Source organism: Paenibacillus nuruki, assembly GCF_963311185.1.
In the GTDB taxonomy this organism is placed as follows: Bacteria; Bacillota; Bacilli; order Paenibacillales; family Paenibacillaceae; genus Saccharibacillus; species Saccharibacillus nuruki.
Genome location: NZ_OY725677.1, coordinates 945,189 through 959,127, shown reverse-complemented (window position 1 = coordinate 959,127; position 13,939 = coordinate 945,189). Strand labels below are relative to the sequence as shown.

11 protein-coding genes and 1 pseudogene are annotated in these 13,939 nt (G+C 39.8%); 2 read left to right on the top strand and 10 right to left on the bottom strand.

What is annotated here, in order from left to right:
• Positions 1 to 39: 39 nt before the first annotated feature.
• The 5 genes and pseudogenes from RCP16_RS04260 to RCP16_RS04240 form a co-directional block, all read right to left on the bottom strand.
• Positions 40 to 885: a LytR/AlgR family response regulator transcription factor gene (locus RCP16_RS04260; RefSeq protein WP_308642444.1), complete on the bottom strand. Its 846-nt coding sequence runs from the start codon at positions 883 to 885 to the stop codon at positions 40 to 42.
• Between the two features lie 9 nt (positions 886 to 894).
• Positions 895 to 2,556, bottom strand: a pseudogene (locus RCP16_RS04255) (LytS/YhcK type 5TM receptor domain-containing protein); the annotation flags it as partial.
• Positions 2,557 to 2,757: 201 nt separating this feature from the next.
• Entirely contained in the window at positions 2,758 to 3,552 is a 795-nt protein-coding gene (locus RCP16_RS04250; protein WP_069329052.1) for an ABC transporter ATP-binding protein, read from the bottom strand.
• Positions 3,552 to 4,487 (bottom strand): ABC transporter permease, encoded by a 936-nt coding sequence (locus tag RCP16_RS04245; protein ID WP_137220699.1) that lies wholly within the window; start codon positions 4,485 to 4,487, stop codon positions 3,552 to 3,554. The genes RCP16_RS04250 and RCP16_RS04245 overlap by 1 nt, the downstream gene beginning before the upstream one ends.
• Before the next feature lie 162 nt (positions 4,488 to 4,649).
• Positions 4,650 to 5,681 carry an ABC transporter substrate-binding protein gene (locus RCP16_RS04240; RefSeq protein WP_308642443.1) on the bottom strand — a complete coding sequence of 344 codons (1,032 nt, stop codon included), beginning with the start codon at positions 5,679 to 5,681 and terminating at the stop codon, positions 4,650 to 4,652.
• Positions 5,682 to 5,958: 277 nt separating this feature from the next.
• On the opposite strand from RCP16_RS04240, the gene RCP16_RS04235 reads away from it, so the two are divergent.
• Complete coding sequence (locus RCP16_RS04235; RefSeq protein ID WP_308641734.1) at positions 5,959 to 6,492, top strand: hypothetical protein; 534 nt, start codon at positions 5,959 to 5,961, stop codon at positions 6,490 to 6,492.
• 219 nt (positions 6,493 to 6,711) lie between these two features.
• Here the strand turns inward: RCP16_RS04235 and recG are convergent, their stop codons facing one another.
• The 3 genes from recG to RCP16_RS04220 are packed head-to-tail and all read right to left on the bottom strand — an operon-like array spanning position 6,712 to position 11,458.
• Positions 6,712 to 8,763, bottom strand: a complete 2,052-nt coding sequence (gene recG, locus RCP16_RS04230) for an ATP-dependent DNA helicase RecG (protein WP_069329049.1) — start codon at positions 8,761 to 8,763, stop codon at positions 6,712 to 6,714.
• A gap of 13 nt (positions 8,764 to 8,776) precedes the next feature.
• A complete protein-coding gene (locus RCP16_RS04225; protein WP_308641733.1) occupies positions 8,777 to 9,637 on the bottom strand; it encodes a DegV family protein in 861 nt (286 codons plus the stop codon).
• Positions 9,638 to 9,664: 27 nt separating this feature from the next.
• Entirely contained in the window at positions 9,665 to 11,458 is a 1,794-nt protein-coding gene (locus tag RCP16_RS04220) for a DAK2 domain-containing protein (RefSeq protein ID WP_137220701.1), read from the bottom strand.
• A 440-nt stretch (positions 11,459 to 11,898) separates the two neighbouring features.
• Here RCP16_RS04220 and rpmB point away from each other — a divergent pair, with 440 nt between their 5' ends.
• On the top strand, positions 11,899 to 12,087 hold the full coding sequence (gene rpmB / locus RCP16_RS04215) for a 50S ribosomal protein L28 (protein ID WP_069329046.1): 189 nt from the start codon (positions 11,899 to 11,901) through the stop codon (positions 12,085 to 12,087).
• Between the two features lie 208 nt (positions 12,088 to 12,295).
• Here rpmB and rpe read toward each other — a convergent pair whose 3' ends face one another.
• Both rpe and rsgA read right to left on the bottom strand, forming a co-directional pair.
• Entirely contained in the window at positions 12,296 to 12,958 is a 663-nt protein-coding gene (gene rpe, locus RCP16_RS04210; protein WP_273594396.1) for a ribulose-phosphate 3-epimerase, read from the bottom strand.
• Positions 12,959 to 12,961: 3 nt separating this feature from the next.
• Complete coding sequence (gene rsgA, locus RCP16_RS04205) at positions 12,962 to 13,891, bottom strand: ribosome small subunit-dependent GTPase A (RefSeq protein ID WP_137220703.1); 930 nt, start codon at positions 13,889 to 13,891, stop codon at positions 12,962 to 12,964.
• Between the last annotated feature and the right edge of the window lie 48 nt (positions 13,892 to 13,939).

Genomic DNA, 13,939 nt, shown 5'->3' with positions numbered 1-13,939 from the left:
AAAAGGAATGAAATGCAGTATATACGGAATGAAATGCCTTTAGATACTCATGATCTGCCTGAACTCTTTGACTTTACTTCGGCTCACCGGAACTTCATAATCCAGATCATGTAAACGAAGTAAATAAGTGTTATTAAACCAGGGCACAATTTCACGGATTTTGGTGATATTTACGATATAAGAACGATGACAACGAAAAAAATATTCTTCTGGCAATGTATTTTGAAATTCTGAAATGCTTGAAGACACTGTATATTCAGCTCGCTTGGTAAATACATTCGTTACTTTCTCACTGGCAGACGCATAATACACATCATCTACAGGAATCACCTGAATTTTATCATTTTTCCATAAGCTAATCTTACCTTGCAATACATGTGCATGATGAGGAACATGTGTTGTACTGGCTGTTGTCGATTGACCTAATGTAGACTGATCTGCATTAGAATAAGTCACTTCAGCATGTTGCTCTGTTGATTCTTTTTCAGAAGGCGGATTAGATAGAGTCTGCGAACCTTGATCACGTTCATACGTATTTTCTAATTTGCGTAACATTGATGTCATACGAGATTCACTATAGGGCTTCAAAATATAATCAAACGCTTCGATTTCAAATGCTTCTGCGGCATGTTCTTTGTACGCTGTAATAAAAATAATATAAGGTTTACGTGAAAATTTACTAATCGTATGCGCCAAAAATACACCATCTAACGAAGGAATATTAATATCAAGAAAAATAGCATCTACTTCATGATCTTGTACATATTTTAAAACATCCATTCCATCGTCAAAGCTACCTACAATCTCAATCTGACTATGTGTACGGATATAGTATTCTAATTCTTGTCTCGCCAGAAATTCGTCTTCCACTACGATTGCTTTCATGACATCTCCTTTTTTCACTTTAAACTGGATACGTGTGCCTCGTTCAAGACGCTCTATTTGTAATCCTTCACCATAGATCAATTTGACCCGTTGATGCACATTTGAAAGCCCGATTCGATTTTCAGGCATTTTACCATTATAGACATTCGTAATAATATCTTGATCGATTCCTGCTCCTGTATCTTCTACACTGATGAGTACTTGATCGCCATGATCTTTAACCGACAATGTTACTGTACCGGAACCTTTACCTTTCAAAATGCCATGCACTATCGCATTCTCCACTAATGGCTGAATAATAAGACTGGGGATTTTCACTTCTACTTCTTCATCCACATCATAGATCACCGTCAATTTATTACCAAATCGTGCTTTTTCAATCTCGACATAATTTACAACCTGACCGAGTTCTTTATTAATATCGATCAATTGGTCACTCCATTCCAGACTATGACGAAGATAACCGGATAGATTGATAATCATTTCACGGGCATAGTTAGGATCGATACGGATGGATGATGCTATCGCATTGAGAGCGTTAAATAGAAAATGAGGATTGATACTGGTCTGTAATGCTTTAATTTCAGCTTTGTTTGCCATTTCTTTCATCTGCTCAATCCGAGACACTTCCATCAATGTAGAAATGATCTGGGAAAGACCTACAGCTAATGTTTGTAAAGAATATGTTATTTTATGCGCTTTGCGATAATAAATCTTGAGTGCACCTGTAACGATCCCTTTTTCAGTCAAAGGAATAATAATTAACGATTGAATATTAGGTACTTTGCCTTCCATATCGTTATTGCTAATCATAATCTCACCGCTACGAATCGTCTGTTTGGTCGCATCAGTAATAATCTCATGCCCGATATTGTAGTGATCTTCGCCAAGTCCTACATAAGCTAAAATAAGCTTGGTATCTGTAATCGCTACAGCATCCGCTTGAATATCTTCTTTGATAATACCGCATATTTTGCGCAAAGATTCGCTATTAATGGACCTGAAATAAGGAAGTGTTTTATTGGCAATATCCAGAGCTAACTTTGCTTGTCTTGCAGCGATATTTTCCTTTTCCCCTTCGACTCCTTGTACAAATAGAACGATTAGACCTACACTCACCTGACCTAGAATCATCGGCAAAGCAATAATAGATACGATTTCTCGACCTAGTTGAGCCGGTTCTGCCATCACTAGAATTAAAAACATGGTTAATGCTTCACAAAACATGCCTGCTGCTATACCAGCAATCCAGCGTCGATTACGCTTTACTTTTTGATGAATATATCCTGAGACAATTCCTGCGGTAATACTGGTAATCAGACAAGGTATTGAAGTAACACCATCTATATCAATCAAATAGCGATGAAGCCCTGAGACGACACCGGTGACGATCCCGACCGGCCAACCAAATAATATACCGCCAGCCATCACAGCTATAATTCGTACATTGACCAGGGAACCTTCTACATTTATACCTGTATACGTACCAAATACAGCAAATCCACTAAAAATAATCGAAATAATCAACAAATCTTTTTTGAATAATATATCTTTCTGAAAAATCTGTCTAAAATGCGATAACCTCGTTAAAAAGTATAAACAAATCAGTAACAATGCTGCACGTTCAAACAGCTGTAACAGGATAATTAACGTTACATTATTATTAAGCATGTATGCCTCCACTATAAAGTTAAAAAGGATATAGGATATACTTTTTTATTCTTTCGTTTTCGTTTAGATTATGATTGAACTACATTCTTTTTATTTTACACTATTTTGCTTCTTTTGATTGTGACACCTTTCAAAATAAACCCAATCGCTCTGTAGATCACAGAATGATTGGGTTTATCTTCAAATATTTAATATAGGCCTTTAACCAAGTACCACACGATCATCTGCCATTTTAGTCCCGCTGATTTGCTCAAATTCAGACATCAATCGTTCGATCGTTAGATCTTTTTTCCGTTCTTCATCAATATCCAAAATAATTTTGCCTTTATCCATCATAATTAGACGATTACCAAGACGTATCGCTTGCTCCATATTATGTGTAACCATCAATGTCGTTAGATTCATATCACGTACAATTTCTTTGGTCAGTGATGTAATCAAGTCGGCACGTGCAGGATCAAGGGCAGCGGTATGTTCATCCAGTAAGAGTATCTGTGGGCGAGTAAATGTTGCCATTAGTAGACTCAAAGCTTGGCGTTCTCCACCTGATAACATCCCCACTTTGGCACGTAGCCGATTTTCCAATCCAATCCCAAGACGTGATAACTCTTGTTTGAAAAGATTACGTCTTGCTGTTGTCACGCCAAATGAGAAGCCACGATTTTTACCACGACGATACGCCATCGCTAGATTTTCTTCAATCGACATATGAGGAGCTGTTCCAGCCATTGGATCTTGAAAAACACGTCCGATCCAGCGACTACGCTGATATTCTGCTAAATGTCCTACCGATTGCCCTTCGATATTAACCAGACCTGTATCGGGTTTTATTACCCCGGAAATAATATTCATAAGTGTTGATTTGCCTGCACCATTACTACCGATCACAGTCACAAAATCGCCCGGCTTCAAATGAAGCTGAATACCGATCAAAGCAATTTTTTCATCGACAGTACCCGGATTGAACAATTTAGATACATTTTCGATATGCAACATTACTGTTCACCTCCGGTTGGTTTGGAATAAGGCGCTGTCTGGATATTGCTTAATAGTTCAGCAGAGCGCTTTTTGGCTAATCCTTTTTGTTTCACTTTGCTTCGAACAGCCGGGAACACAAGTGCAATAATAACTATAACCGCTGTAATTAATTTGAGATCAGATGCTTCAAACCATTCGATTCGTAGAGCAGCTGTGACCACAATCCGATACACAATCGAACCTAAAATAACAGCCAATGTAGCTCTAAATACCGTTTTGGCACCGAAAATCGCTTCTCCTATAATGACCGAAGCCAGTCCGATCACAATCATTCCAATACCTGATGTCGCATCTGCAAAAGTCGATGTCTGAGCAACAAAGGCACCTGATAAAGCCACCAGTCCATTGGAAAGACTTACTCCAATAATGGTTGTTGTATCGGTATTAGCGCCTAGACTGCGAATCATTTGCTTATTATCGCCTGTTGCTCGCAGAGCCAATCCCATATCTGTACGCAAAAAGGCATCTAGCAACAATTTACATGCAATCACAATAATCAGCATCAATGTGATTGGAGAAATATGATCAAATACCATATCGCTACCAAAAATAGACACGTTCGGACTACCTAAAATCCGCAAATTAATCGAATACAATGCAATCATCATCAGAATACCAGATAATAGTCCATTAATTTTACCTTTTGTATGAAGTAATCCTGTACAGGCTCCTGCTACAAGTCCGCCTGCAAAAGCTCCTAGACAAGCTAACCACGGCGAAAAACCATGAACAATCATCACTGCTGCAATCGCACTGCCTGTGGTAAAGCTTCCATCCACCGTCAAATCAGGGAAATCCAAAATACGAAACGTAATATATACACCTAATGCGAGCAGAGCATACAACAAACCTAGTTGTATCGATCCTTCGCCTATTTTCAAAAATAACTCCATACTCTAGCCCGCCCTTTCTTCATGTTGCTTCGTTGCTGATCGCTGGTGCTGACACGGATAGGATCAAGCCTACGGTAGCAAAATGGGATGAACTCAAAAGAAGCTCACCCCACTCTGTGTGATCCTATTTCACTTTTAGCTATAGTGCTCGCTACTATACTATTATTGAATCAAATTGTTCTCAGGATCTTTGACTTTGGCTTTCATTTCATCAGTCACTTTAATACCTTGTGCTTCAGCTGCTTTCAGATTCAAAATCAAATCTAGCTTTTCTTGCATAGCTACAGGTAGATCACCTACATTTTTGCCATTTTTCAATACGTCTACAGCCATTTGACCGACTTGATAACCATGATCATAATATTTGAAGCCTACTGTAGCAAAAGCTCCTTTTTCAACGGTATCGCGATCACTAGAGAAGAAAGGCATTTTGTTCTCATTGGCTAATTGAATAACAGTATCTACTGCGCTCACTACCGAGTTATCCAGTGTAATATAAAAGGCATCTGCACGACCGACTAATGATTGTGCAGCTTGCTGAACTTCAGAAGTATTGGTAACTGCTGCTTTGATCATCGTAATTCCGTGCTTTTTGAAAGCTTCTTCTGCACGTTGTGCCATAATTACAGCATTAGGTTCACCTTCATTAATCACTAATCCAATCGTTTTGATATCAGGTAATTCTGTACCGATAAAATCAGCTAATTCTGTGATTGCTTCTGGATTCGTATCCGATGCTCCTGATACATTTCCACCCGGCTTTTGTAGATCGCTAACGATCTTGGCACTTAATGGATCTGTTACTGCCGCAAATAAAACAGGTGAATCTTTAACCTGACTGACAACAGCTTGCGCTGAAGGGGTAGCAATCGCTAACACGAGATCATTGTCACTTTGAGATAATGTCTGTGCAATCGATAAGTTATTGGTTGAATCGCCCTGTGCATTTTTATAATCGACTGTTAAATTCTGACCTTCTACAATGCCCGCATCTTTAAGTGCTGCTAAAAACCCTTCACGAGTCTCATCCAAAGAAGGATGCTCGACAATCTGCGAAATGCCGATTTTGTAGGATTTACTATCTGTACTGCCTGCCTCTCTTGAAGAAGCACCTTCACTTCCACTGTTACTACACCCTACTGCGGTTAAGATCATTAGCACCATACTTAGAGGTAAAATCCATTTCTGCTTCATATTCATTTGTCTGTAACCCCTCTCGTCTCTAGTCTCAAGCTGTATATGTTCAGTAAACTAAACTGCATCATTCAAACTACAATGCCGTTTGAATGCGTTGCAACTTTACTTAGTAAAAGTCCCAGTATAAAAAAGGGTAGATTCCTTATACTTTACATTCTATGAAATATTCTTAGCGTATTTTAATTTACTTTTAAGAGTATTCTCATCTACAGCAAGTATGCTAAGTGGATATCCTCAACGTAAAGTATCAAGTTAGAAAGGTGGAGAGAGCCTGATGGATATCAAAAAAATAATGGCGACCAGTTCAATGGCAATGGCGCTAGCTGTAAGTGGAACCTTACTGATTATTCCACAAGCTCATGCAGCGACAATCAGCAAAACCATTCCTAGCCGACTGGAACGTACGATAGCGAATCCATTATCCGTTAATCAGACTCCAAGGCGTGATATGCACCAACTTATGCAAAGAGAACGTATACCCTCTGCTTCCCATGCTATATTAACAACAAGAAGTCTATTATCTATTGATACGACAGCAAATATAGGCCATTTATTTGATGAAATATCCAGTTTACTTGGCATGAGCAGTTTGGAATTAAAACAGTATTTACAAGATGGAGATACAATTGCTCAAATCGCTGAGCATCAAGGTATGGAAGAAACGAAAATTACCGATTTGTTGATCAATAACATAAGCATCATCTGGCAGCAACAATTAGCTGCTGGTCAAATTACACAAACACAATATGAACAATATAAGGTAGAGGCAAAAGATCAAGCACAGAGGATTATTAACAGTGCTATGTAAGAATATATTTGATATCGAAAATGTATATTAAATCTATATTAAAGCTCTATCCTATACACCGTCAATCTATAATTAGAGATATCTTTGTAAAAAATAATATTTGCTGCTGAGATATCGATTTGTACATGTTAATCATATGTATTTTATAACGTATAGCAAAAAAAGGAGAATACGATCATCGTATTCTCCTTTTTCATATCCAGTTTGAGTCTATTGCGTTTAATCCATTAACTCGCCTTGAAATACTTGCTGACGTTCCAGATAATCCCGCAAAGCAGCGTATTCGGGTGAAGTCCAGAAAAATTCGTTGCTTACTAATTTAACAGCATCTACACGAGCAATTTCTAATACTTCATAATCGCTCATCATATCGGCTACTTTAAATTCAGGCAATCCACTTTGCTTGGTACCAAAAAATTCACCAGGCCCTCGAATTTCCAGATCACGACGAGAAACTTCAAATCCATCTTCGGTTTCAGTCATCGCACGCATCCGCTCTTGTCCATTTTCAGACTTCGGATCAGCAATCAAAATACAAAACGATGCATGTTCACCCCGACCAACCCGTCCTCTTAACTGATGAAGTTGAGATAAGCCGAAGCGATCAGCATCCATAATAATCATCAGTGTGGCATTAGGTACATCTACTCCAACTTCAACAACCGTTGTTGAGACTAACAATTGAATATCGTTACTGTAAAAGTGACGCATCGTTTCTTCTTTTTCTGCTGCACTCATACGTCCATGTAATAATCCTACTTTATAATTAGGAAAATCTTGATCCATTTGTATATACAGATCAATCGCATTCTGTACATCCAATTTGTCGGATTCTTCTATAAGTGGACAGATGAGATAGGCTTGTCGTCCTTGGTCAATTTCGCGCGCAATAAATCCTTTGACACGATCCATCATATTATGTTTCACCCAATACGTGCTGATCGGTTTGCGACCTTTAGGACGTTCTGCAATCGTCGACACATCCATATCTCCAAAGGCGGTAATAGCTAGTGTACGTGGAATAGGTGTAGCTGTCATCGTGAGCACATCAGGATCGAATCCTTTGCGTCTTAAAATACTACGCTGATTGACACCAAAGCGATGCTGCTCATCAGTGACCACTACGCCCAGACTGCGGAAATACACTTCATCTTGAATCAAAGCATGGGTACCTACCAGAATATCTATCATTCCCATTTGCAAAGAAGCCAGTAGATCCTTCCGCTTGCGCCCTGTGACACTACTGGTTAACATCCCGACTGTAATATCAAAAGGCTCAAACATCCGCTGGAGCGAGCGCATATGCTGTTCTGCTAGAATCTCGGTCGGTACCATCAGTGCACCTTGATGCCCTGAACGCACAGTTGCAAATAAAGCGATCGCAGCGATTACTGTTTTACCAGAACCTACATCTCCTTGAAGCAAACGATTCATACTATAAGGCTCACGCATATCTTTGAGAATTTCCAATTCCACTTGCTTCTGCGCATTCGTTAATTCAAATGGCAAGCTACGAACAAATTCACGAATCGTCGCATTATCTGTGGTATGGACAATTCCGCTATTACGCTTACGATTAATATTGCGATACGCTTGTAATTTTAATTGGAACAGAAATAACTCTTCATAGACCATGCGGCGACGTGCTTGCTTACCTTCTTCAATATCACCAGGTTGATGCAAATGGCGAATCGCTTGCTTGCGTGATACCAGCTTATACCGACGCATAATCTCTTGTGGCAAAATCTCAGGAATCATTTCACCGTATTGGTCGAGCGCTTTACCAATCGTTTTGCGCATCCAACCTTGCGTGATATTACCCCCGACCGAATAGACAGGTTGCAGACTACCACTACGTTGTGTTCCCTTATCAGGAAATTCAGAATCAAGCACTGTCATTTGTGAGCGGCGTTGATCCCATTTGCCAGTCAGTATAATTTCACGACCGGAAGTTAATTGTTCTTTGAGATAATGACGGTTAAACCATGTCGCTGTAACCATCCAATCGTCGACCATCATTTTGCAGGTCAGACGTGACTTTTTACCATAACGTTGTAGTACAGGTAGACCTACTATTTTGGCTTGAACGGTTATTTTTTCGCCATCTTTGACTTCTATTAATGATCGTAAACGATAATCTTCATACCGGAATGGAAAATATTCCAGTAAATCAAGGATCGTATAGACGCCAAAGGCGTGAAGCTCTCCTTCTTTGAGAGCACTCACGCCGTTCACTTGCCGAACTGTAATCTGTTCCAGACTGATATTCATGTTCATCCCTCGTTTATGGCTGATCCGGCCACGCGAAGATCCCTAATGTGCGCGCTCCTGTATGACTTCCCACTACAGATCCGATGTCTGGCAATACCAGTTCACCAATCTCATAATGTTCTTTGAACAGCGCTAACAGTGGCTCGGTAGACTGTGGATCAGCTGTATGTCCCAAAGCTAGGTTAATTTTATCAACTTTTAATTCTTGACGCATCATTTCAACGATACGTGCCATTGCTTTTTTCTGACCTCTTACTTTTTCAACCGCATAGATTTGTCCTTGTTCGTCGATCGATAAGATTGGTTTCACATTAAGTAATGTTCCGAGAACAGCCGATGCTCGTCCAATCCGTCCACCTTTACGCAGATTTTCCAGATCATCTACGATAAAGTATAACGAACGACTTTTCAAAATATGTTCAATACCTTCTACAATCTCATCTACTGTTTTGCCTTGTTCCGCAAGTCTTGCAGCGTGGACCACAGCCATACCAAAACCGTATGATGCTGATTTGGAGTCCAATATCGTTATATGATCATCTTGATCGATCATTGATTTCCCAATAAGTGCAGATTGATACGTCCCGCTAAGTCCAGAAGACAAATGAAGCGAAATAATGGAAGCCTCTGGATACTGCGCATGAATTGATTCATACATTTCTGCAAATTTGGCAGGAGAAGGCTGTGATGTAGTTGGTAATACTGATACAGACACCAGACGACGGTAAAACTCGGTCGCCTGAATATCTACACCATCTTGAAACGTTTCTTCACCGAAAAATAAACTTAACGGGATAATCCGTATACCATACTGTTCTGATAGAGCAGCCGGAATATCTGCTGTACTATCAGTCACGATTATCGTATGTGCCATCGTTTCTCCCTCCTATCGTTCCTATTTTCAAGATTCTACCGAGAATAAGTAATGGTAAACGGGTTGACCACCTTCATGCATCTCAATCTCTGCATCCGGATATGTCTCTTCTAACCAGCCCATAAGTGCACTGGTGTCTTGATCATCTGCATCGTGCCCTACTAACACAGTCACTACTTCTTGTCCTTCTTCGATCATTTTGGACAGTAGTTGTTGACAGGTGGTTAGCATGAGATCACTAGCGGCTACAATTTTGGAATTATGAATTCCGATATATTGTCCTTCTTTAATATTCATATCTTCAATAACAGTATCACGTACAGCATTAGTCACTTGACCGGACTTCACATGTTGCAGTGCTTCATTCATATTGCTCTGATTGACACTGACATCTTCATCTTCTTGAAAAGCAAATGCCGCAGCAATCCCTTGTGGAATACTTTTACTTGGAATAACTGTGATGTGATGTGTTTCTTCTAATAAGTCTTTGGCTTGTTGAGCCGCCAGTACAATATTAGAGTTATTTGGCAAAATAAAGATATGGTCAGCTGACATACTTTCTACAGCTTTGACGAAATCTTCTGTACTCGGATTCATCGTTTGCCCGCCGGATAGAATAGCATCTACACCTAGACTTTTGAAAATATCAGAAATACCGTCTCCTGACGATACCGCGATAAATCCATAAGCTGCCACTTCTTCTGCTGGAGGTGTAGCTGTTTCCTGAGCAGTCAGTGGTTGTGGTGGCATTTCAGCAAATACGTCTGGTGATGGCGCAATATCTAGTCCTGCTGATAATAGATCACGATGTTGCTCACGCATATTCAAAATATGAATCTGTGTAATCTCACCATAACGTAATGCCAGGTTCAATACTTCACCGGGTGCTTTGGAATGGACATGTACTTTGACGACTTCATCATCGGCAATAACAATAATTGAATCTCCATTCTTAGAAAGTTCCTGACGGAAAGATTCTTCATTAAAAGCAGCATTTTTGATATCACCGATCTGACGATTGATAAAAAACTCCATATCGTACAAGAACTCGATATCTTCGGTCTCCATACGAGATTGAGCAGAATGATCAGGAGTAGTGGTCGCTAATCCTTTAGCTTTATCCAAAGCTACGCTAGAACCTTGTACCGGAACACTTTCTCCAATATTCGCATAGATATCCGCTTGCTCTTGATTCACTTCATAACCATGTTGTAAGTAGTTATAGAAGCCTTCATAAATATAGACTAATCCTTGTCCACCTGAATCCACTACGCCTACTTGCTTGAGGATCGGTAACATTTCTTGAGTCTGTGCCAATGTTTCTTGAGCACGCTTGAGCACTTCGCCCATCAACTCGGTAATATCGGTCGTGCGACGTGAATAATAGAGTGCATGTTTGGCAGCTTCTTTGGCAACCGTTAAGATGGTTCCTTCTACCGGTTTCACGACTGCTTTATACGCTGATTCCACTCCACTTTGAAGAGCTGCTGCAAATTGATTCGCATTTAATTCTTCATATGAAGCCGCAGAACGACTGAATCCACGGAATAATTGAGATAAAATAACACCTGAATTACCACGTGCTCCCATCAGTAACCCTTTAGATAATACGGTTGCAGTTGATCCAATAGCAGCCGAGTGATTACGCTTTAGTTCTGTAACGCCCGCAGTCATCGTCAAATTCATATTAGTGCCTGTGTCTCCATCAGGTACCGGAAACACATTGAGGGAATTGACGTGCTCTGCATGTTGTTGCAATCGCTCCGCTCCAGCCAATACCATAGCGGTAAAATCAGTCCCATTTAAAAAACGCTTACTCAATGAAAATTCCCCTTCCTCATCATACCTATACATCCTGCCGGATCATATTTCGGTCAGGATATTCATTTTTAGTTGTAGTTAAGATTGTTGAAAAGCCATATTTGTATTTCATAAGGACTATAACAGACTATTCTCTATCAATGCCACTCTATCCATTACCACCATACCTACAAATTAGAACCTTGTCCTTGTACCAAGTACCAAAAATAGGCGAGAAGGTATAAAGAATAGACGATTTCTTATAAACGATCCAGAAATCATCAAGTCAGTTACCTTTAAGATCCGACAAAAAGATATACGTCGGACTATTTTACATTGTACTATAACCTACCATAGAAATAAATAAAGTATTTGACACTGTTGACTATAGTCAAATCGTTATGCTAATATGGTAGAAGTGTTGTTTTCATGCAGTTTTTTTGGAAATAGGAGGTGTAACTATGGCTCGCAAATGTTATGTAACAGGTAAAAAACCTGGTAGTGGTAATACTGTTTCTCACGCTAATAACCGCAATCGTCGTACTTGGGGCGTGAACGTTCAAAAAGTTCGCATCTTGGTAGACGGTAAACCAAAACGCGTATATGTCAGCACCCGTGCTTTGAAATCCGGTAAAGTGACTCGCGTATAATTTACGGCTAATACATTTGTATTATATGTAATGATGAAAAGCATCTCTAGCGATAGGGATGTTTTTTTGATTTCATTTTTAAATTATGGCTCAAACATTCCAAATATACATATACACCTATATAAAAAAACCAGTAACTATTATCGTACTGATAACGTTACTGGTTTTTTTATGATATATACGCAATTACTACAAGATCATGAGTTGGTTAGTTCAAGCTATCTCGAATACTTTGGATCGCTTTAGCACGATCAGGAGCTCCAAAGATAGCACTTCCTGCTACTAACACATCTGCACCTGCATCCACGACCAATTTGGCAGTTGTTGCGGAGATGCCTCCATCGACTTCGATATGAAAAGCCGTATGACCTTTCGCGTTAGCCCAATCACGTAATTGTTTTACTTTATCGACCATACGTGGGATAAACGCTTGTCCACCAAAACCAGGGTTAACGGTCATCACAAGCACCATATCCAAATCATCCAATACTTCTTCAATCGCAGAGATCGGAGTTGCAGGATTCAAAGCTACCCCTGCTTTCACACCATGCTCTTTGATCAAATGAATAACACGATGTAAATGTACACATGCTTCTGCATGCACAGTAATCATATGTGCACCTGCTTTAACAAAATCAGCAATATAATTTTCTGGATTTTCGATCATTAGATGCACATCTACAAACAATCCTGTATGCGGAGCCACCGCCTGTAATACAGGAGCACCGAATGTAATATTAGGTACAAAATGACCATCCATTACATCAACATGCAACCAATCTGCTCCACTACGTTCGATTTCTGCGATTTCTGCACCTAATTTGGCAAAATCAGCAGACAAGATCGAAGGCGCAATTTTGATAGGATTCATCGTTCAATACCTCCGTTTTTCATCTTTCATTTCTTGATAAAATAATTGATAGTGCTTATAGCGACTTTCTGCGATTTCACCTTTAGCTAATGCTTCGGTTACTTTACAGCCCGGTTCGTGTAAATGAGTACATCCACGGAACTTACAACCGTCTGAGTATTCATTGAACTCACGGAAACATGATCCCAAGTCTTCTAAATCTACACCAAGCTGTGTAAAGTTCATCTGACTGAATCCCGGAGTATCGGCTACATAACCACCGCCATCAAGCTCTATCAGCTCGACATGGCGTGTCGTATGCCGTCCACGTCCCAGTCGCATACTGATCTCGCTAGTATTGATTGTACTTCCAGGAATAATAGCATTCAGTAAAGAAGATTTACCCACACCTGATTGTCCTGCAAACATACTGATTCGATTCGATAATTCTGCACGAATCGATGCTGTACCTAAACCGTCTTCCGCACTGGTCAAAATGACTTTATAACCAATTTGTTCATACAGTAGACGTGCTTGCTCTACTTCAGCTAATGTTTGAGTATCGTCTGGATCGATCAAGTCCATTTTGCTAAAACAAATCAATGGTTCTAGATTCGCATCTTCCACATGAACCAGAAATTTATCTAATAAATGTAGACTCAAATCCGGTTCTTTCACTGAAAACAGAAGGACAGCTTGTTCAATATTAGCTACAGGTGGACGAATCAACTCTGTTTTTCGAGGCAATAATTCTTCCACTGTACCTTCTCCATTTTCAGTTAACGAATACAACACTTGATCGCCGACTAAAGGCGCAATCCCTTTTTTCTTAAGAATACCGCGTCCACGACACTGAACTGTTTTCCGGTGATCCCCGCCCGAGGCTATATCATCGACTTGTTGTTGTACATAATAGTAGCCGCTTAAAGCTTTGACGATTAAGCCCTGTAGCATGTGATTACGTCCCCTCATGGATAAAGCTTATTTCTTTGGATTGTGCAT